Annotated in this window: 18 protein-coding genes and 1 pseudogene; 14 read left to right on the top strand and 5 right to left on the bottom strand. The window is 65.4% G+C overall.

What is annotated here, in order from left to right:
* Position 1: 1 nt before the first annotated feature.
* The 8 genes from KEC55_RS25240 to KEC55_RS25205 all read left to right on the top strand — a co-directional run bounded on the left by KEC55_RS25240 (position 2) and on the right by KEC55_RS25205 (position 8,099).
* Entirely contained in the window at positions 2 to 1,297 is a 1,296-nt protein-coding gene (locus KEC55_RS25240) for a multicopper oxidase family protein (RefSeq protein WP_282507852.1), read from the top strand.
* Between the two features lie 74 nt (positions 1,298 to 1,371).
* Positions 1,372 to 1,719 carry a copper-binding protein gene (locus KEC55_RS25235; protein ID WP_282507851.1) on the top strand — a complete coding sequence of 116 codons (348 nt, stop codon included), beginning with the start codon at positions 1,372 to 1,374 and terminating at the stop codon, positions 1,717 to 1,719.
* A gap of 14 nt (positions 1,720 to 1,733) precedes the next feature.
* Complete coding sequence (gene copC / locus KEC55_RS25230) at positions 1,734 to 2,114, top strand: copper homeostasis periplasmic binding protein CopC (RefSeq protein ID WP_176051464.1); 381 nt, start codon at positions 1,734 to 1,736, stop codon at positions 2,112 to 2,114.
* Positions 2,111 to 3,052 (top strand): CopD family protein, encoded by a 942-nt coding sequence (locus KEC55_RS25225; RefSeq protein WP_282507850.1) that lies wholly within the window; start codon positions 2,111 to 2,113, stop codon positions 3,050 to 3,052. The genes copC and KEC55_RS25225 overlap by 4 nt, the downstream gene beginning before the upstream one ends.
* Before the next feature lie 213 nt (positions 3,053 to 3,265).
* Positions 3,266 to 5,080: an ExeM/NucH family extracellular endonuclease gene (locus tag KEC55_RS25220; protein WP_282507849.1), complete on the top strand. Its 1,815-nt coding sequence runs from the start codon at positions 3,266 to 3,268 to the stop codon at positions 5,078 to 5,080.
* A gap of 37 nt (positions 5,081 to 5,117) precedes the next feature.
* Positions 5,118 to 5,285, top strand: coding sequence for a hypothetical protein (locus KEC55_RS25215; RefSeq protein WP_282507848.1), 168 nt, complete (start codon positions 5,118 to 5,120; stop codon positions 5,283 to 5,285).
* A 493-nt stretch (positions 5,286 to 5,778) separates the two neighbouring features.
* A complete protein-coding gene (locus tag KEC55_RS25210; protein WP_282507847.1) occupies positions 5,779 to 7,626 on the top strand; it encodes a S10 family serine carboxypeptidase-like protein in 1,848 nt (615 codons plus the stop codon).
* Positions 7,627 to 7,706: 80 nt separating this feature from the next.
* Positions 7,707 to 8,099, top strand: a complete 393-nt coding sequence (locus tag KEC55_RS25205; RefSeq protein ID WP_282507846.1) for a 2-oxoglutarate dehydrogenase — start codon at positions 7,707 to 7,709, stop codon at positions 8,097 to 8,099.
* Between the two features lie 65 nt (positions 8,100 to 8,164).
* Here the strand turns inward: KEC55_RS25205 and KEC55_RS25200 are convergent, their stop codons facing one another.
* Entirely contained in the window at positions 8,165 to 9,172 is a 1,008-nt protein-coding gene (locus KEC55_RS25200) for a helix-turn-helix domain-containing protein (RefSeq protein ID WP_282507845.1), read from the bottom strand.
* A gap of 180 nt (positions 9,173 to 9,352) precedes the next feature.
* Here KEC55_RS25200 and KEC55_RS25195 point away from each other — a divergent pair, with 180 nt between their 5' ends.
* The 3 genes and pseudogenes from KEC55_RS25195 to glyA form a co-directional block, all read left to right on the top strand.
* Complete coding sequence (locus tag KEC55_RS25195) at positions 9,353 to 10,600, top strand: D-arabinono-1,4-lactone oxidase (protein ID WP_282507844.1); 1,248 nt, start codon at positions 9,353 to 9,355, stop codon at positions 10,598 to 10,600.
* A gap of 33 nt (positions 10,601 to 10,633) precedes the next feature.
* Positions 10,634 to 11,413: an SDR family NAD(P)-dependent oxidoreductase gene (locus KEC55_RS25190; RefSeq protein WP_282507843.1), complete on the top strand. Its 780-nt coding sequence runs from the start codon at positions 10,634 to 10,636 to the stop codon at positions 11,411 to 11,413.
* Between the two features lie 117 nt (positions 11,414 to 11,530).
* A pseudogene (glyA, locus tag KEC55_RS25185) lies at positions 11,531 to 12,178 on the top strand (serine hydroxymethyltransferase); the annotation flags it as partial.
* 119 nt (positions 12,179 to 12,297) lie between these two features.
* On the opposite strand, the gene KEC55_RS25180 reads toward glyA, so the two are convergent.
* The 3 genes from KEC55_RS25180 to KEC55_RS25170 all read right to left on the bottom strand — a co-directional run bounded on the left by KEC55_RS25180 (position 12,298) and on the right by KEC55_RS25170 (position 14,994).
* Positions 12,298 to 13,830: an amino acid permease gene (locus KEC55_RS25180; RefSeq protein WP_176051689.1), complete on the bottom strand. Its 1,533-nt coding sequence runs from the start codon at positions 13,828 to 13,830 to the stop codon at positions 12,298 to 12,300.
* A 281-nt stretch (positions 13,831 to 14,111) separates the two neighbouring features.
* Positions 14,112 to 14,411: a superoxide dismutase gene (locus KEC55_RS25175; RefSeq protein WP_282507842.1), complete on the bottom strand. Its 300-nt coding sequence runs from the start codon at positions 14,409 to 14,411 to the stop codon at positions 14,112 to 14,114.
* Positions 14,412 to 14,439: 28 nt separating this feature from the next.
* The gene (locus tag KEC55_RS25170) at positions 14,440 to 14,994 is read right to left on the bottom strand and encodes a flavodoxin family protein (RefSeq protein WP_282507841.1); all 555 of its coding nucleotides are present in this window, start codon (positions 14,992 to 14,994) and stop codon (positions 14,440 to 14,442) included.
* A gap of 157 nt (positions 14,995 to 15,151) precedes the next feature.
* Between KEC55_RS25170 and KEC55_RS25165 the strand changes: the two genes are divergently transcribed.
* Positions 15,152 to 16,108 (top strand): LysR family transcriptional regulator, encoded by a 957-nt coding sequence (locus KEC55_RS25165; protein WP_282507840.1) that lies wholly within the window; start codon positions 15,152 to 15,154, stop codon positions 16,106 to 16,108.
* 85 nt (positions 16,109 to 16,193) lie between these two features.
* Here KEC55_RS25165 and KEC55_RS25160 read toward each other — a convergent pair whose 3' ends face one another.
* A complete protein-coding gene (locus KEC55_RS25160; RefSeq protein WP_282507839.1) occupies positions 16,194 to 17,672 on the bottom strand; it encodes an aminotransferase class V-fold PLP-dependent enzyme in 1,479 nt (492 codons plus the stop codon).
* A gap of 542 nt (positions 17,673 to 18,214) precedes the next feature.
* Between KEC55_RS25160 and KEC55_RS25155 the strand changes: the two genes are divergently transcribed.
* Both KEC55_RS25155 and KEC55_RS25150 read left to right on the top strand, forming a co-directional pair.
* Positions 18,215 to 19,468: an MFS transporter gene (locus KEC55_RS25155; protein ID WP_282507838.1), complete on the top strand. Its 1,254-nt coding sequence runs from the start codon at positions 18,215 to 18,217 to the stop codon at positions 19,466 to 19,468.
* Positions 19,469 to 19,584: 116 nt separating this feature from the next.
* Complete coding sequence (locus KEC55_RS25150) at positions 19,585 to 20,514, top strand: LysR family transcriptional regulator (protein WP_282507837.1); 930 nt, start codon at positions 19,585 to 19,587, stop codon at positions 20,512 to 20,514.
* Positions 20,515 to 20,603: the final 89 nt, after the last annotated feature.

Raw genomic sequence — 20,603 nt, 5'->3', positions numbered from 1 at the left:
CATGGTGTCCCGTCGACAATTTCTCAGCGGCTCGGGCGCCGCGCTGCTCGGTGCGGCGATGGTCAGCAAGGCCGGCGCCGCCTCGCTGCCCGAAGCGCCCACGATGGCGAAAACCGGCACGCAGCCACCGCTCATGCCGCCGAACGGTCGCCCGTACACGCCTGTCGCGACGCTGAACGGCTGGTCGCTGCCGTGGCGGATGAAGAACGGCTGGAAGGAATTCCACCTGACGGCCGAGCCCGTCGTGCGCGAGATGGCGCCCGGCATGAACGCGAACCTGTGGGGCTACAACGGCCAGTCGCCGGGCCCGACGATCGAGGCCGTCGAAGGCGACAAGGTCCGCATCTTCGTGACCAACCGGCTGCCCGAACACACGACGATCCACTGGCACGGGCTGCGGCTGCCGAACGGGATGGACGGCGTCGGCGGCCTCACGCAGCCGCACATCCCGCCCGGCAAGACCTTCGTCTACGAGTTCCAGCTCGAATCGCACGGCACGTTCATGTATCACCCGCACGCCGACGAGATGGTGCAGATGGCGATGGGCATGATGGGCATGTTCATCGTGCACCCGAAGGATCGCGGCACGATGCCGGTCGACCGCGATTTCGTGTTCCTGCTCGCCGCGTACGACATCGACCCGGGCAGCTACACGCCGCGCGTGAACGAGATGACCGACTTCAACATGTGGACGTTCAATTCCCGCGTGTTCCCGGGCATCGATCCGCTGCCGGTGCGTGCCGGCGACCGCGTGCGGATTCGTTTCGGCAACCTGACGATGACGAACCATCCGATCCACCTGCACGGCTTCAGCTTCGAAGTCGCGGGCACCGACGGCGGCTGGATTCCGCCGGCGGCGCGCTGGCCGGAAGTGACGGCCGATGTCGCGGTGGGGCAGATGCGCGCGATCGAGTTCACCGCCGATCGCCCGGGCGACTGGGCGTTTCATTGCCACAAGTCGCACCACACGATGAATGCGATGGGCCATCAGGTGCCGAACCTGATCGGCGTGCCGCAGAAGGATCTCGCGAAACGGATCGGCAAGCTCGTGCCCGACTACATGGCGATGGGCAGCACGGGCGGCGCGATGGGCGGCATGGAAATGCCGCTGCCCGACAACACGCTGCCGATGATGACGGGCACGGGCCCGTTCGGGCCGCTGGAGATGGGCGGCATGTTCACGGTCTGCAAGGTGCGGCAGGGGCTCGGCCGCAACGACTATCGCGATCCGGGCTGGTTCCGGCATCCGAAGGGCACCGTCGCGTACGAATACACCGGCGAATTACCGGACGGCTGAGGCCGAGCAGCAGTACGCGGCGGCCGCGCCGATGCGGCCGCCGGTTTCATTTCACTCACACGGGAGTCGACACGATGAAGAAGGGACTGGTTTTGATGGCAACGGGTTGCGCGCTGGCGTTTTCCGCCGCGACGTACGCGGCCGGCGACATGGCAGGCATGGACATGGGCGGCGGCGCGAAGCAGGGCGCCGACGCGGCGCAGCGCATGTCGCACGGTGAAATCCGCAAGGTCGATACGGCTGCCGGCAAGCTGACGATCAAGCATGGCCCGCTGGAGAACCTCGGGATGGAGGCGATGACGATGGTGTTCAAGGTGAAGGACCCGGCGATGCTGTCGCAGGTCAGGACCGGCGACAAGATCGACTTCGTCGCGCAAGAAGTGAACGGCGCGCTGACCGTCGTCGAACTGACGAAGCCGTGACACGGAGCGTGAACATGACGATCACGACGCTCAAGCGGCTGGCCGGCTTCGCCGCGGCCGGCGCGATTCTCGCGGCAGCGCCGGTCGCGGCCTCGGCGCACGGCAAGCTGGAAAGCGCCGCACCGGCGACGGGCAGCACGCTCGACGTGGCGCCCGACACGGTGCGGCTCACGTTCAACGAAGACCTCGAACCGGCATTCAGCTCGGTGAAGGTGTCGGATGCGAACGGCAACGCCGTCACGCAGGACAAGGCGAAGGTCGATGCGTCGAACCCGCGCGTGATGACGGTCGCGATGCCGAAGCTCGCGCCCGGCGCATACACGGTGCAATGGGCGGCGATGACGGCCGACGCCCATCGCACGAAGGGCACCTATACGTTTCGGGTGAAGGGATGAACGACGGCATCGTCGGCCTGCTGCGGCTCGTGGCGGTGGCGATCCAGAACGCCGGGTTCGCCGTCGTCGTCGGTGCGCTGCTCGGCAGCCACTGGCTCGCGCGCGGCGCGTCGGCATGGCGGCACGGCGTCTCGCAGCGGCTCGTCGCGACGTTGCGTATCGCGTCCGTCGTGTCGCTGCTCGCGAGCATCACCGCGTTCTGGGCGCACTGCGCGCTGATGAGCGACGTGTCGTTGCTCGATGCGGGGCCGGCCGTCTGCGCGATGCTCGCGGGCACGGGGTTCGGTCATGCATGGCTGGCCGGCGCCGTATTCATGCTCGTCGTCGTGCTGCTGTCGTTCGTCAGGCGCGCGCACGATACGCGCTTTCCGTTCGCGATCTGGGCCGCGCTCGCCTGTGTCGCGCTCGCGCGCAGCAACGGCGGGCATCCGGTGGACGCAGGGCTGTTCAGCTTGCCCGTGTGGGTCGACTGGCTGCATCTGCTGGCGATCAGCGCGTGGGTCGGGCTCGTGCTCGTGACGGCGTTCGGTGTGATGCCGCGGCTCACCGGCATGCCCGCGAGCGAACGCACGACGGGCGCGTCGTTCGTGCAGTCGCTGTCCGATGCATCGACGTATGCGCTGGTCGTGCTGTTCGCGACCGGCGCGTACAACGGCTGGCGCGGCGTCGATACGCCCGTCAACCTGCTTGCGTCGACATACGGACAGATCCTGCTGCTGAAGCTCGCGCTGGTGTTGATCGCGGCGGCGCTCGGTGGGCATAACCGCTTCTTCTGGATGCCGAAGCTGTTGGCCGCGCTGAAGGATCCGGCTGCCGCGATGCCGGCTGTTTCACTGAAACGGTTCGGCACAGTGTTGCGGATCGAGGCGGTCGTGCTCGGCGGTGTGCTGATGGTCGCGGCCGTGCTCGTGTCGAGCGCGTTGCCGGGGACGGTATAGCGTGACGCCGCGGCGGTGAAGGCACGCGGGGCAATCGTCACGGGCACGGCGGCTTCTTGTCAGACGATTGCCCCGCTTTTTCAGGCATGAACGCGCGCTTGATGGCGATCGACGCGCGATAACGACAATTACATCGACCTGTCTTTCGATTACCAAAAACTGTCATTGAGCGCCGCTAAGCTTTCGCCACCCTCACAACCGGGATTTCCCGTCATGCGCTCGACAATCCGCCTGTTTACCCCGCTACTGCTGCTCCCGACGCTCGCCGCGCCGGTTTTCGCCGCCACTGCCGCGCCCGTCAGCCCGAACTGCGGCGGCAGCACGACGCCGATCGCCGATATCCAGGGGCCGGGCGCGCCGTCGCCGCTCGCCGGCCAGAACGTGTCGATCGAAGCCGTCGTCACCGCCGATTTCGGCGGCACGGACGGCTTCGGCGGCTTCTTCGTCCAGCAGGCCGACGCGCAGCGCCGCAACCAGCCGGGCGTGTCGGAAGGCCTGTTCGTCTACGCGCCAAAAGTGCGTGCGAAGGCCGGCGATCTCGTGCACGTGACAGGCAAGGTCGAGGAGAAGTACGGGCAGACGCAGCTCACGCAGTCGGGTGCGATCGCGGTGTGCGCGAACGGCCAGACGGTCACGCCCACGACGCTCACGCTGCCGGTCGACAGCCCGAACGCGTTCGCCGCGTATGAAGGGATGCTGGTGCGCCTGCCGCAGACGCTGAACGTCACCGACAACTACGAGCTTGGCCGCTACGGCAGCGTGATGCTCAGCAACGGCCGCCTGCGCACGCCGACGAGCGTCGTGCCGCCCGCGCAGGCGCAGACGCAGATCGATGCGAACGCGCGCAACCGCCTCGTCCTCGACGACGGCTCGAACAAGCAGAACCCCGCGACCGTGCCGTACCCGGCGCCGGGCCTGTCGGCCGCGAACACGCTGCGTGCGGGCTACACCGTGCGCGACGTCGAAGGCGTGCTCGAGGTGCGTTACGGCGCATGGCGCGTGCAGCCGCTGCCCGGCGCGGCCGTGCCGGCGTTCGAAGCGCGCACGAACCCGCGCACCAACGCACCCGCACGCGATCCGAAGTCGAACCTGCGTGTCGCATCGTTCAACGTGCTGAACTACTTCAACGGCAACGGGCTCGGCGGCGGCTTCGACGATCCGAACAACCGCGGCGCGAAGACCTTCCAGGAATTCCAGCGTCAGGAAGCGAAGATCGTCAGCGCGCTGAAGGCGATCGATGCCGACGTGATCGGCCTGATGGAAATCCAGAACAACGGCTACGGCGAACTGAGTGCGGTGCGCCAGCTCGCGGCGAAGCTCGGCAACAACTGGCGCGTCGTCGATCCGGGCGTGTCGCGCCTCGGCGGCGATGCGATCACGGTCGCGATGATCTACGACAGCCGCAAGGTCGAACCGGTCGGCCGCGCGGCGACGCTCGCGATCGACGACAAGAACCGCCAGCCGCTCGCGCAATCGTTCCGGCTGATCAACGGCAACAAGCAGGCGCTGACGGTGGCCGTGAACCACCTGAAGTCGAAGAACTGCCCGGACGCCGCGAACGACGATCTCGACCAGGGCGACGGCCAGGGCTGCTGGAACCCGACGCGCACGCGCGCGGCGGCGAAGGTGGCCGACTGGCTGGCCGGCAACCCGACGGGTGTCGCGGGCCAGGGCGTGCTGCTGATCGGCGACTTCAACAGCTACACGTATGAAGACCCGATCCGCACGCTCGAATCGCGCGGCTACCGCAACCTCGTCGCACGCTGGATCGGCGCGAATGCGTACAGCTATGTGTACAACGGCGAAGCCGGCTATCTCGATCACGCGCTCGCGACGCTGCCGCTCGCCTCACACGTGAAGGCCGTGCACGAATGGCACATCAACGCGGACGAGCCGCTCGCGCTGCAGTACACGCTCGCGTACAAGTCGGCCGAGCAGCAGAAGACGTTCTACGCGCCGGATGCGTATCGCTCGTCGGATCACGATCCGGTGCTGATCGATATCGCGCTGCCGGGCGGCGGGAAGTAATCGCTGACTGAAGTGCTGTCACGGACGACGTGTGGCGATGCCGCACGTCGTCATTCGCCCGGAAATGGCGGCCGGATATCGGGTAAATAATTCCGCAAAAACCCGATTCGAATTAACGAATCGGTATTTTGTGGATGATGCGGTGCGCGGCGGCGTGGCGATTAAAGAAAGATTGAAGCTAATCGAATCATGGCGTGATGGGTGAGTGTCGTCGTGCAGTATTAATCGATCGCGGATAATAAAAATGAAAGAAAAATTCTGTCGATTTGAAGGTTTTGTCATCGCAGCATCAACGCAGGCAAGGCTTCAGTGTTATGAGAAAAAAGTAAAATATTTCGCGCAGCATTGCCGATAAAGCGCACCATCTGCGAATAATCCCGTTTTCTTTCAAATGCCAGACACTGGCGGCCCTTCGCATCATTACGGGATTTTTAATATCGGAATGATCTTTGACAACGCGGCGCAGCACCGCCTATTTTGTCGATGTCGTAAATTTCGGTAATCAGAAAAGAAGTCCAAACTGCAGGGGGCGGTTCAAGCACGATTCTCGCCAGCAGTTTGCTGCGTCTGTATCACGTTCAGTCTCTTGAAGCAGTCCGATCCCAACCGCCTTTGCGCGAGTGGCGGGTGTTGCTGCGCGTCTCGCCAGTGAAGGCGGCCTTTGTGAAGTGGTATTCGAACCAGGCACAAGGATAGAGATGAAACCAGACAGAAGCTGTACCGGCAGCCACCGCGCCCGTCGCGGCAGGATGGCCGGGCTAGGCGCATTGACCGCCATGACGCTGGCGCTCGCGGCATGCGGCGGCGACGATTCGTCGTCCGTCGGCGCGTCGAGCCTCGCGCAGGCCACGGCCAGCCAGCAGGCCAGTGCGCAAGCGGCCGGCAGCCAGACGCCGGCGGCCAACCAGCCTTACGTCGACCAGGTCGCGTACTCGATGAATGCGACCGACGGCCTCGCCGCGTCGCAGGTGTCCGAGAAAGCGGCCGTCATGCATTACCAGTGGAAGGGCGGCGGCACGACGGTCAACTACACGACGACGACCGGCCACCTGACCGCACAGGACGCAAACGGCAACGCGGAAGCGTCGATGTCGTATGTCGCGTACACCGCGCCGAGCAAGAACGGCAAGCCGCGCCCCGTCACGTTCGTCTATAACGGCGGCCCCGGCTCGTCGTCGATCTGGCTGCGGCTCGGCTCGTTCGCGCCGACGCGGGTGGCCACGCCCGATCCGGGGTTCGGCAGCAACTGGCCGAACTATCCGATCGTCGACAACGCGGAGAGCCTGATCGACACCACCGACCTCGTGTTCATCGACCCGCCCGGAACGGGGCTGTCGGAAGCCGTGTTGCCGAACACCAACCAGAAGTACTGGGGTTCCGATGCGGACGTGAACATCATGCGCGACTTCATCCAGCGCTACCTGAACGTCAACAGCCGCGGCACGTCGCCGATCTACCTGTACGGCGAATCGTACGGCACGCCGCGTACCGACATGCTGGCGCTCGCGCTCGAATCGGCCGGCGTGCACCTGACGGGCATCGTGCTGCAGTCGGCAATCCTGAACTACTTCGCGGATGCGGTGGAAGCGGTGGCGATCACGCAGTCGACGGAAGGGCTGCTGCTCGAAACCGATACGGTGGCCGGCTATCTGCCCGGCTATGCGGCGGTCGCGGCGTACTTCAACCAGGTGTCGCCGGCGCCGGTGAACCAGGGGCTGTACGCACTGCAGACGGAACTGTTCACGACGCTGATCTACAACCAGCTGCAGAAGTATTCGCAGTCGTGGGTGTTGAGCCAGCTCGGCATTCCGGATGCGCTCGGCACGCCGGTGTTCCCGAGCGATGCAACGCTCAAGCTGTGGGGGATACCGTCGGGCCTGACGCTGCAGGCGCTGCAGGGCTACTTCAACGCGAATCCGTTCGGCACGAGCCTGTTGCCCGGGACGACGATCGGCCGGTATGACGGACGCGTGTCGTTGCCGAACTCCGATCCGCGGCTGCAGAACGACGGCGATCCGTCCGACATCCTGATCTCGCAGCCGTTCACGAACGCGCTCGCGACGCAGATGCCGGATTACCTCGGCTACTCGGCACCGAACGCGACGTACCTGCCGCTGAACGACAACATCATCGGCGTCTGGGACTTCACGCACGATGGCCAGCCGATGCCCGACACGATCCCCGATCTGCTCGGTGCGCTACAGCTCAACCCGAAGCTTCGCGTACTCGCGGAGAACGGCTATCACGATCTCGCGACGCCGTTCTTCAACACCGAGAAGCAACTCGCGCGGCTGCAAACGGTGAAGGGCCTGAATCCGAAGCTGCAGGTGAACTTCTTCCAGGGCGGTCACATGATCTACCTGGACGACGTCGCCCGCCCGCAGATGAAGCGGGACCTGACGACGTTCTACAAGGGTGCGCGGATTCCGACGGCGCTGACGCTGCACACGCTGCCGCCGCCGTGGCCGGATGAAAACCCGCCCAGCGTGCCGACCGGCAGCGTCCCGGGCGCGACGGCCGCAACGACGCTGGCGGCGGCCCCTTGAGCGGGACTCCTTGTCAAAGGAACCCTCTATTCATCCATTGAATGCGAGTGATCATGTCCCTAATCAAATTGATGCGGCGTATGTCTCCGTTGATCGTCCTCGGTGCCGTGATGAGCAGTGCCTATGCGTTGCCGCCGCAAGCGGTGGCGCCGGTGAAGCTGCCGCACGGCGGGCGCGGTGTCGACGGTCCGTTCTTTCCTGCCACGCGCGCGGCGCCGGTGTTGCCGTCGACCGGCTCGGCGCTGCAGCAGCAGGCGCAGCAGCGTGTCGACGCGCGGCTCGGCGGCAATACCGTGCTGAGCAACGGCGCGGCCGTGACGAAGGCGCAGGCGCAGAGCAGCGGGCTCGGTTTCGTGTCGAAGCACTTCGACGAGATCGATGCGAAGCACACCGGTCGCGTGACGATGAGCGATGTGCGGCAGTTCATCCAGCAGCGGCAGGTGCAGGCGCAGCAGGAACAGCAGGACGAGTGATGTAGCAGGCAGCACGGCGGCCAGTGCGACATCCGTCGCACCGGCCGCCGGATCGTGAAGGATGCCTAGATAGCCCGGTGCGCGGCGTAGCGTTTCGCCGTGGCCGACGGCAACTCGCCGAACATCGCGCGATAGTCCTGCGCGAAGCTGCTCAGGTGCCAGAAGCCCCACTTGGTGGCGGCGGACGTGACGGAATCGCCGAGCCGCAGCTCGCGGCGCACGTGATTCAGGCGCACGGCCCGCAGATACGCAATCGGGTTCAGGTTCAACGTGTCGTGGAACGCGTACTGTGCGGTACGACGGCTGATGCCGAGCTGGACGCACAGTTCGGCGATCGACAGCGGGCAGGTCGAGGCGTCCTGGAGCCGTTCCTGCACCGCGTTGACCAGCGACCAGTATTTCGTCGGGCGTGCGGCCGGCACACCGGCCTCGGGCACGGCGGCCGTCATCACTTCCGAAATCGCGTACAGCACGGTGCGCTCCAGCAATTCGATCCGATCCTGGGTCGCCACGTCGTCGATGCGCGGGCCTCTGGCCGCGGCGGCGAGCGTCTGGCGCAGCAGGTCGCGCAGATGGTCGGCCACATAGGTGGCCATCGGAATCACCGGTGAATGGGGTTGCGCGCGCAGCGACGCGGCCACCGTCCGCATCGCCTCCGTCGACAGCTTCTCGGGCTCGATCTCGACATTCACGAGCAGGTGCCGGTCGGGCGAATAGAACTCGAATTGCGGCTGGCTCGAGAACACGTGCAGGCTGTCGCGCCCGCTCTTCTCGCCGCACAGGCGCGCATGGCCTTCCAGTTCCAGCGGCACGGCCACGGCGATCCGCTCGGACGGCACCGCGCCTTGTTGCAGGATGATCTTGTCGAGGTCCTCGACCAGCAGCTTGATGCCGCCCAGCGACACGATCGACGACGAGCCGTGAAACAACCCGCCCGAGATCTGCGTGTAGTTCATGTTCCAGCCGTCAAACGATCGCGCCTGTTCTTCCACGTCGGTGAACGCGCAGAACGCGACCGTGCGCGCGAACAGCGGGTCGCGGGAGAAATCGCTCGGATGGGCAGGCGGCGTCATCGGGGGCGGGAAGGAACGGGAAGGGGCGGTCCGGACCGATTCATTGTAGCCGCTCGCCCGGCCGGTCAAAAAGGCCGTAACCGGCACAGGCTCGTCAAAACCCTAACTTGCCGAAATCCGATAGTGAAAAGCCTGCCGACGCCCTACCTTTGGCACGACACCAATACAGGAGCGACGTCGATGGAACTTCCCCGTGGCGGATTTTGGAGAAACTGGGTCGGCAACCAGTCGTGCGTGGCCGCGCACCTGGCCGCGCCGACCAGCGAGGCCGAGATCGCGGAACTGGTGCGCACCGCGACGCGCCAGGGCAAGCATGTCCGCTGCTCGGGATCGGGGCACTCGTTCACGCCCGTCGTCGCGACCAGCGGGCTGTTGCTGTCGCTGCAGGATTACCAGGGCATCGTCGATGTCGATCAGGGCCGCAAGCGTGTGACGGTGAAGGCCGGCACCAAGCTGAACGCGGTGACGCGCCACCTGAAGGAGGTTGGCCTGTCGCTCGTCAACCAGGGCGACATCGATTCGCAGGCGATCGCCGGTGCGCTCGCCACCGGCACGCACGGCACGGGGACGACGCTGAGCAACCTGTCGTCGCAGGTCGTCGGGATGCGCATCGTGCGTCCGGACGGCTCGATCCTGGACGTGAGCGACCGAAAGGATCCCGACCTGCTGCATGCGACGCAGGTGAATATCGGCATGTTCGGCGTGGTGTCGGAGCTGACGCTGCAGGTGACCGATGCGTTCTGGCTGCACGACCGCGTGTGGCGCGAGGACTTCGACGCGTTGATGGAGCAGTACGACGAGCTGGCGGCGAAGCACCGGCATTTCGGCTTCTTCTGGTGCCCGACCTCCGCGAGCCGTGACCTGTACTGCCTGCCCGACACCACGAAGGTGTCGAACTCGAAGAAGGACTACGACGTGTGCGAGATCAAGGTGATGGACGTTACCGACGAACGCACGTTCCACGAAGGCGAGCACGAGAAGATCGCCTACAGCTCCGAGGTGTATGCGATCCACTACGTGCCGAACTTCCACGAGCTCGAATACGCGGTGCCCGCGCAACACGGCAAGGAAGCGCTGCGCCGCGTGCGTGAGCTCATTCTCACGAAACACCGCGACTGCATCTTCCCGGTCGAATACCGCTTTACCAAGGGCGATCCGGCGTGGATCAGCCCGTTCCATCAACAGGACAGCGTCACGATTTCATGCTCGGGCGGCCCGAACGGCGTCGACTACTGGCCGTTCCTGAAGGACGTCGACGACATCCTTCGCGACTACGCGTCGCGTCCGCACTGGGGCAAATTGCATTTCACGAACCGCGACGACGTCGATCGCTGGTTCCCCAAGGCCGAAGCATTCCGCGCGCTGCGCCGCAGCGTGGATCCCGAAGGCTACTTCCTCAACGATCACCTGCGGACCCTGTTCAGCTAAGCAGACCGAACGAACCAGACTGGAGAACCACACATGAATGTCAAGATTGACGGCCGCCTGGCCGGCAAGGTCGCCATCGTCAGCGGCGGCGCCGGCGGATGCGGCGGCGCGGCGTCCGAACTGTTCGCCGCGCAGGGCGCGAAGGTGGCGATCATCGACCGCGACGGCGACGCGGCCGAAACGCTCGCCGCGCGGCTGCGCGACGCCGGCCTGCAGGCGATCGGCCTCGGCGCGGACGTGTCGAAGCAGGCGGAGGTCCGGAACGCGGTCGATGCGGCGCGCAAGCAGTACGGCAATGCGGACATCCTCTTCAACCACGCGGGCACGCTGATCGTCAAACCGTTCCTCGACATCGAGGAGTCGGAGTGGGACTGGCTGATGGGCGTGAACGTCAAGAGCATGTTCCTGATGACGCAAGCCGTGCTGCCGCAGATGCTGGAGAAAGGGCGCGGCAGCATCGTCTGCACGTCGTCGATTTCGGCCGTCTGCGCGACGCCGGGCGAAGTGCTGTACGACGCGACCAAGGGCGCGTGCCACATGTTCGCGCGGGCCATTGCCGTCGAGTATCGCGATCGCGGGATTCGTTGCAATGCGCTGGCGCCCGGGTTCATCCGCACGCCGCACGGGATGCGCGAACTGAAGGACCTGCAGGCGATGGGCGTCGATGCGACCGAAGCGGCGATCGCGGTTCAGCAGGGCCGGTTGTGCGAGCCGTCGGAAGTCGCGGCGGCCGCGCTGTTCCTCGCGTCCGACGAGTCGAGTTTCGTCAACGGCACCCACCTGTTCGTCGACAACTGTTTTTCGGCTGTCTGATTACGGATGTTCGCAAGAAGCCGGCGGGCAGGCGTCCTGCCTGCAGCATGATCGGCAAGACTCGTCGAAGGTTCCGCAGCGATGCGGGCCTTCGATTTTTTTGTCTGCCCGTCGCGTGACATGGCTCACTACGCGGGCCTGATCGCGGCCGGCGTGTACCCGAACCCGGTGCCGCACGCGGACTTCGTGACGACGACGACGCACAAGAGCCTGCGCGGCCCGCGCGGCGGCGTGATCCTGATGAAGGCCGAGTACGAGAAGCCGATCAACTCGGCGATCTTCCCGGGGATCCAGGGCGGCCCGCTGATGCACGTGATCGCGGGCAAGGCAGTGGCGTTCAAGGAAGCGCTGTCGCCGGAGTTCAAGTCGTACCAGGAGAAGGTTGTCGAGAACGCACGCGTGCTGGCCGAAACGCTGGTTAAGCGCGGGCTGCGGATCGTGTCGGGCCGCGCCGAAAGCCACGTGATGCTGGTGGACCTGCGCGCGAAGCACATCACGGGCAAGGCAGCGGAAGCGGCACTCGGCGCGGCGCACATCACGGTGAACAAGAACGCGATCCCGAACGATCCGGAAAAGCCGTTCGTGACGAGCGGCGTGCGCCTGGGGTCGCCGGCGATGACGACGCGTGGGTTCGGTCCGGCAGAGGCGGAACAGGTGGGTAACCTGATCGCGGACGTGCTGGACAACCCGGAAGATGCAGCGACGATCGAGCGCGTGCGAGCACAGGTCGCCGAATTGACGAAGCGTTTCCCCGTTTACGGCTGATGGTCGCGAGGTTCGGCTGCCGCGAGGCGGTCGAACCGTGTCGTGTCACGTTGCAACAAAAAACCGACTCGCGGCATCGAGCCCGCGAGTCGGTTTTTTCAATCTGGTTCGAAGCTGCTTCAGACGGACGGATCGACGTTCGCCTCGAGTTCGCGAATGCGGTCGAGATTGCGCGTGTCCTTCAGCACCGGCGGCCCCGCGAACGTGTTGCGCACGCCGAAGCCGTACCAGATCACCATCAGCACCACGACGAAGCCGACCAGCACGTACAGCACCTTTTCGTTCGGCGGCTGGATACCGACATACGCGAGCACGCAGGCGCCGACGAGTGCGAGCAGCGCGCACGGCTTCGACCAGATCCCCAGTTGAAACGGGCCCTTGTCGGTCCACGAGCGGCCTTCGGCCAGCATCCCGGAGCCGATCGGCATCGCGTACGAGATGAACAGGAACACCGCGCTGCCGGCGCTCAGTACCGAGAACGCGTCGCCGTACAGCGTGACGACGATCGCGAGCACCGCACACGTCCAGATCGCGGGCCCGGGCGTCCGGTGGGTCGGGCTGACGCTGCGCAGCAGCTTCGATGCCGGCAGGCCGCCGTCGCGTGCGAATGCGTACACCATCCGCGACGTCGACATGATCGCCGCGAGCCCGCACACGTAGTTGATGAAGAACATCGCGATTTCGAGCGTCACGCGCAGCGTCTTCGGAATCGGCGCGAGGATCGCTTCGAAGAAGCCCGTGCCCTGCTTCATGCTGGCGGTCAGGTCGGGCATCACCAGCACGAACGCGCACACCATCACGTAGCCGAACACCGCGGACCAGAACACCGAGCCGATGATGCCGCGCGGCACGTTCCTGGCCGCGTCATGCGTCTCTTCGGAGGTATGGGCGGAAGCATCGAAGCCGGTGATCGTGTAGGTCACGAGCAGCAGGCCGGACAGGAACGCGAGCGGCGTGGTCTGTTTCGGCCATGCGCCGCCGTCGACGCCGGTGAAGTTGGTGAAGGTGACCAGCCGGTGCGCATCGAACGCGACGGGCGAGTAGTAGAGCAGCGACACCACCAGCGCGATCGTCACCACGAAGATCAGGTAGCCCGACAGGTCGGTGATCTTGCTCGCGATCTTGATGCCGCGCGCGTTCAGGATCGCCTGCGAGATCGTGATGACCGCGATGAACGCCGTTTGATGCCACCACGTCAGGCTGTCCGGGCTGACGCCGAACATCGGCGCGATCAGCGTCTTGAAAAACGGATCGTAGGTGCCGAAATTGATCGCGGCGATCACGAAGATCAGGCCGATCAGGTTGAGCCACGCCGTCATCCACCCCCATTTCTTCCCGCCGAGGATCGCGCCCCAGTGATAGAGGCCGCCGGCCGTCGGAAACGCGGAGGCGATTTGGGACATCGAAACGGCGACGATGAGCGCGAACAGCGAGCCGAGTGGCCAGCCGAGGCCGATCGATGCGCCGCCGGCCGCGGAAAACGCGAGCTGGAACGCGGTGATGCCGCCGGACAGGATGCAGATCACCGAAAACGACACGGCGAAGTTCGAGAAACCGCTCATACGTCTCGACAGTTCCTGCGCATAGCCCATCTTGTGCAGCAGGCTTACGTCACTGTCGGTGCCTGAATCAGGCTGGAATTTTGCATCCATAGTCGCTCCGTCACGAATGTCCTGCGTGGCAGGACCGTCATCGCCGCCCGGGCCGTGCGATACGGCCCGCTCCTGGGATTCGTCGGCGGCACGCGATGCCGTGGGGAAATCGGCAATCGCTTTCCAGTCCGATGCGTGAACGGTATGTAATCAAATCTCCCGGCTCTATCAGATTTCGGCAATGTAGTGAAAATCCGGAGGCGTGCACCGGATGAGGGCAGGGTGCACGCGCTCGCGCCGGGTGGTTGAAAGGCGAGCGTCAGGCCGTCAGGCGCGCATGATCACGCGTTGCCGGCTGCAAACAGCGCTTCCCAGCCGAGAAACGCGCCGAGCGGAATGATCTCCCAGTCGATCAGACCGGCCTTGGCCAGCGGAAACTCGCGCAGTGCGTCGCGCGCGCTATCGATCGAATCGCACTCCGCAATGATCGCGACGCCGGGGCGATCCTCGCGGAAATAGATGTCGCGGACGATCCCGCGCTTGAGCAATTGCCAGCCGTAGCGCACTTCGTCGAGCAGGTGCGGCTGATACGCTTCCGGGCTGGCGCCGGGCAGCGGTACGTCGAGACACAGCAGTTTCATGTCGATTTCCTTTCGAACGGTGCGCCGCTTACGCGCCGGCCGCGAACCGCGACGCCAGTTCGGCCACACGCTGCCCGAGATGCGCGGCGGTTTCGAGGTCGCTGGCGATCGGCGACAACTCCGGTGACACGTCGTCGGACTGCGCCATCGCGCCGAGCCAGCCGCCGATCCGGTTGCGTTCGTTCGCCGCGGTGCCGGCGAACAGGTCGAGCCCGACCCAGATCATCCCGTGCTGCGCCGCGAACAGCGTCATCGTCATCAGCGAATTCAGCTTGTCGCCGTGCTGCGCGCCGGAGTTCGTGAAGCCGGCCGCGACCTTGTTGCGCCAGGTTTGCGGAATCCACGCGGGGCGCGTCGAGTCTTCCATGAACTTCTTGAGCCGCGAACTGATCGAGCCGTTGTACGTCGGCGAACCGAAGATGATCGCGTCGCTGGCGGCGAGCGTATCCCACGGAATCGCGCCGTCGGAGACCGCGACGAGCCGGACTTCCGCACCCGGTACGCGCTGCACGCCTTCCGCGACGGCTTGCGCCTGTCGCTCGGTATGTCCGTGGCCGCTGTCGAAAACGATGGTGGCAAGCATGCAAGCTCCTTTGCAGTACGTTGAACGATGGCCGCATTGTGGGCGGCGCGGGCCACAACCAGAAGTTGGGTCCGGGTTGAGTCGCTCTCAACTTCAGGTTGATAATCGGCGGCAGGCGAAGGTGTACCGTGCGACGTGTCGATCGAAGGAGGCTGCTTTGGATTTGTCGCAACGAACGCGGGCGATCTTGTCGTTCGTGCACGCGGCCGACGGCGGCAGCTTTGCGGCGGCCGGCCGCATGCTCGGCATCACGTCCGCCGCCGTCAGCAAGAACGTCGCCGGCCTCGAGCAGGCGCTCGGTGTGCGGCTGATGAACCGCACCACGCGCACGCTGAAGCTCACCGACGAAGGCGCCGTGTTTCTGCGCCAGGCGCGCGTCGCGCTGGAAGCGCTCGATTCGGCGGTCGACAGCATCGTCGCGCAGCGGCTCGGCCCGCAGGGGCGTGTACGCATTTCGACCAGCGCCGCGTTCGGGCGCGATCACTTGCAACCGGTGTTGCCCGGGTTGCTCGCGCGTTACCCCGGCTTGTCGGTGGAAGTCGATTTCGACGACCGGATCGTCGACGTCGTGCGCGATGGCTACGACATCGTGATACGCGGCGGCGACATTCGCGATTCGGCGCTGGTGTCGCGGCCGATCTTTCGCATGCATGCCGTGCTGGTTGCGTCACCGGCCTATCTGGCCCGCCACGGGATTCCGAGAGCGCCGGACGAACTCGGCGCGCACCGGCTGATCGCCCGCCGCTTTCTCGACGGCGGGATCGCGACGTGGGGCTTCAGGATGCGCGACGGGAGCGTCGTCGAGTTCGATCCGGGCGAATCGGCACTGCTGACGTTTTCGGCGCCGGAAGCGGGGGTGCAGGCCGCCGTCGACGGGTTGGGCATCGCACGGGTCGGCGTGCATCTCGCGTGGGCGCATTTGCGTGCCGGCACGTTGAAGGTGCTCCTGCGTCGCCATTTTTTGCCGGGCAACTACGAGATGGCGATCCAGTACCCGCATCGCGCATTGAAGGCGTCGCGTGTGCAGGCCACGGTCGACTATCTGCTCGACGCGTTTGCGGCGAACGAAAGCCTGCATGTGCCGTTGAAGGCGCTGGATGCGTACGGGGCGTGAATGAAGTCACCGCCGTTCACGCAGCGAAGCATCGGCTTCGTGCGTGAACGCGGGTGGTGCGGTGTAACGGGGGAGGTGTGCCGGCTCAGGCCGTGCGTCGTGCGGACAGGCGATTCCACAACAGGCCGGAGCGGTTGCCGCTGCGGCAATACGCGAGCACCGGCTTCTGCAGCGTATCGACCAGCGCCCCGAACGCGTCGACTTCCGCGTCGCCGATGTGGTCGCGCTCGACCGGCAGGTAGCGTGCTTCGAGGCCCAGTTCGCGGGCGGCGGCGGCGATCTCGTCGAAGGCCGGATGGTCGTCGCCTTCGCCGTCGGGCCGGTTGCAGATGACCGAGCGGTAGCCGGCATTGCGGATCGCCTTCAGGTCGGCCGGCGTGATCTGACGCGACGCGGAGAACCCGTTCGCGGCGGTCGCGCGGCATTGCTCGATTGCTTGGCGGAAACACGCGATCGCAAAGTCGACGTCCTGCTCCGTCGTGAAGCGGCCGAAGCTGACGCGCACGGTGCGGCCGGCCGTTTCCGCATCGAGGCCGATCGCGGTCAGCACGTGCGACGGTGCGCCGCTGGTCGAGTTGCACGCGGAAGTCGACGACACGGCGAGCGCTTCGCCGAGCATGAACGGGAAGAAGCCCGGTGCGTTCACCGTCAAGCTCAGCGTGTGCGGGATGCGGCGCGCGGCGGCCGCGTTCTGCGTGACGTCGCCGAGCGCGAACAGTGCGTCGGTGAGGCGTGCGCCGAGCGCGGCGATCCGCGCGGCTTCGCCGTCGAGCTTTTCAGCAGCGAGTTCGCACGCGACGCCCATCCCGACGATCTGATGCGTCGCGAGCGTGCCCGAGCGCAACCCGCGCTCGTGACCGCCGCCGTGAATCTGCGGTGCGATGCGATCGGCTATATCGCGGCGGACGAACAGCGCGCCGATACCCTTGGGCCCGTAAACCTTGTGCGCCGACATCGACATCATGTCGATGCCGAGCGCGCGCACGTCGATCGGCGTCTTGCCGAGCGCCTGCGCGGCATCGACGTGGAGCAGTGCGCCGGCGGCATGCACGATGCGGGAAATGGCGGCGATGTCGGTCAGCGTGCCGATCTCGTTGTTCACGAGCATCAGCGACACAAGGCCCGTCTCGGGGCCGATCGCGGCCGCCACGGCGTCGGCGGTGATCTCGCCGTCACGCGTGGGCGTCAGGAACGTGACCGACGAGCCGTGCTTCGACAGGTTCGCCATCGTGTCGAGAATGGCCTTGTGCTCGATGCGGCTCGTGATCAGGTGGCGCTTGTCGGTCGCGTTTTCCGCATAGCCCTTCAGCGCGAGGTTGTTCGATTCGGTGGCGCCCGAGGTCCAGACGATCTCGTCGGCGTCCGCGCCGATCAGCGCGGCGACCTGCGCGCGCGCGTGTTCGACCTTGTCTTTCGCCAGCCGGCCGGCGGCGTGCGAGCTCGATGCGGGGTTGCCGAAGATGCCGTCGAAGCCGAGGCAGGCCGTCATCGCTTCGATCACGCGCGGATCGGCGGGCGTCGTGGCGGCGTAGTCGAGGTAGTGCAGCGTGTTGGTGTCGCTCATGTCCGTCTCTTGCTCATTGCGTAGTGAGAGAAATGATACGGGGGACAGGAGGGAAAAAGGATCCAAAGTTGGCTGGCGATTCAGCTTGATATGGAATAACGTTTTCTCGTTAAATTGAATGGGAGAATTTGTTTCTATGTCGATGCAGCACCCTTTCTGCCCCGATGAACCACGCGCCATCGTGCGTTCCCGGGCGGTGCCGTACCCGGGAACCTTCAAGTCCATGAGGGATTCCCCGATATCGCGCGAGTGAGCGGCATTTCAACGCCGCGCGGATTCGCTCGGCGCTTCTCTGCAGGCACGCCCGGCCCTTCTCGCCCGATTATTTGCGTTTCGCGAATGGCGCGTTCGCCGGTTGTTCCATACCCGATTGGCGGCCGTGCACCTATCGTGGTGGCGTCGGCTGAGCGTATTCGACGCATCGAACCCGAACGTCCGCCGACACTTCCTCGCGATTCACATCGCACACAAAAACCATCGGACCTGATCCATGCGCAGGCGCTCCGGCGCGCGCAGGCGAACCGGCGTCCACGGAGACGGACATGAAAGCAAACGAGTGGGATACCTCATACGAGTGGAAAGCGGTCACGCTGCTGGCGCTCGGTTTCGGGCTGGTCGGCCTCGACCGCTGGCTCATCGCGCCGCTGTTCCCTTCGATCATGAAGGACCTGAACCTGACCGCGCAGGACGTCGGCAATTGCATCGGTGTGCTCGGTTTGTCGTGGGGTATCTTCGCGGCGCTGATGGGCGGCATCTCCGACAAGATCGGCCGCCGGAAGGTGCTGATTCCGGCGATCATCGCGTTCTCGCTGCTGTCGGGTTTCTCGGGGCTCGCGGGCGGTCTGCTTGGCCTGATGGCGATTCGCGGGTTGATGGGCGTCGCGGAGGGCTCGTTCTGCCCGACGAGTTTCGCGGCGACGGCCGATGCGTCGCATCCGCGGCGTCGCGGCCTGAACCTCGGCCTGCAGCAAAGCGGCTTCGCGCTGTTCGGCCTCGCGCTGTCGCCGATCATCGCCACGCAACTGCTCGGCTTCGTGTCGTGGCGCTGGGTCTTTGCGCTGGTGGCCGTGCCCGGCCTGATCCTCGGCGCGATCATGTTCTTCGTGATCCGCGAGCCGAAAGTCGTGAAGGAAGTCGCATCGGAACATGCGCCGGCATCGCTCGGCCATGTGCTCAAGAGCCGCAACATCCTCGTGGCGATGGCCGCGCTGTGCTGCGCGATGACCGGCGTCTTCGTGCTCGGTGCGCTGCTGCCGCTGTACCTGACCGATTACCTGTCGCTCGGCACGCAGAAGATGGGCCTCGTCGTGTCGGCGATCGGCTTCGGCGGGTTTCTCGGGCAGTTCGGGTTGCCGGGGCTGTCCGACCTGGTCGGCCGTCGCATCGCGAGCATCGTCGGCTTCGCCGGAACGGCCGTGATGCTCTACATCTTCCGCGGCCTCGGCCCGCAGCCGCTGGCGCTGTTCGGCGTGCTGTTCGTCGCGTCGTTCTTCACGCTCGGGCTGGTGTCGCTGCTGTCCGGCCCGGTGGCGACCGAGGCCGCACCCATCGGCCTCGTGTCGACGTCCATCGGCATGGTGGTCGGCGTCGGCGAGATCTTCGGCGGCGGCATCGCGCCGGCGATGGGCGGCTATGTCGCCGCACACTTTGGCATCCAGAATATTCTGTGGCTGCCGATGTGCGCGGTCGTGCTGGGCATCGTGGTCAGCCTGTTGCTGAAGGAAACCGCACCGGCCGTGTTGCAGCGCCGCGCGGTCGTGCAGCCGGAACTGGCAACCGGAGAGCAATCGCGGTAATGCCGGTGCGTTCGTCGATTGACATCGATTTGGCGACACTGTGACGCCTTTCGCATGACACAACCCGATACCCGCACAGGTAGACTGCCGTTTTCGCTGTCGAAAAAGGGCGGGGCATGGACCGGTTCCTGAGCATCGAAGCATTCGTGAGAGTGGCCGAGGCGAGCAGCTTCGCCGAGGCCGCGCGGCAACTGGGTGTGACGAGTTCGGTCGTGACGAACCGTATCCAGCAGCTCGAGAAGTTCGTCAACGCGCCGCTGTTCCATCGCAGCACGCGCCACGTGCGCCTGTCCGAAGTGGGCGAGGCGTTCTATCGCGAGTGTGCGGAGGTGGTCGGGCGCGTCAACGAGTTGACGGACCAGATGCGCGAGCTTCGCGCGACGCCGACCGGGCGGCTGCGCATCCAGATGCTGCCCGGTTTCGCGCTCGATCACTTCGGCGTGCCGCTGGCCGCATTCAATCAGCGCTACCCGGGCATCCAGCTCGACATCATCGTCAATGACCGTGTCGTGGACCCTGTCGAAGAAGGGTTCGACATCGCGTTCCAGATCTTCCCGCCGATTTCCGAATCGCTGATCGAGCGACGGCTGTTCACGGTCCGGCGTCTCTTTTGTGCGGCGCCCGCGTACGTCGACGCACATGGTGCACCACAACATCCACGCGATCTGCTGCAGCACACGACGGCGCTGTATTCGGGCTATCCGTCGCGCAACCGCTGGACGATGGCGCGCGGCGACGAGGTCGTCGAAATGGAGCTGCCGGGCATGATTCGCTCGAACTCCGTTCACCTGTTGCGCGAATACGCGCTGACGGGCGGCGGCGTGGTCTGCTTGCCCACGCTCGTGGCGAGCGATGCGCTCGTCGCGGGCCGCCTGGTGCCGATCCTCACCGACTATCAACTCGCGCCTTTGAGCTTTGCCGCCGTTTATCCCGCAACGCAGCGACAGGCGTTGAAGGTGAAGGCCCTGGTCGAATTCCTCGCCGAATACATCGGCGACGAGCCCTCGTGGGATCTCCCGCTGCTGGAGCGCGGCTGGGTGCGTTGAACCAGGCGGATTATTCGCGAAACGCAAATGCCGTAATCGCCATCCGTTGCCTTGTTGCTGCTGTCCCTTGCCCCTAGAGTGGAATCCAA

It is taken from the genome of Burkholderia cepacia (assembly GCF_029962485.1).
Classification (GTDB): Bacteria; Pseudomonadota; Gammaproteobacteria; order Burkholderiales; family Burkholderiaceae; genus Burkholderia.
Note: the sequence above shows the minus strand (reverse complement) of the source record. Positions and strands in the feature narration are given on the sequence as shown.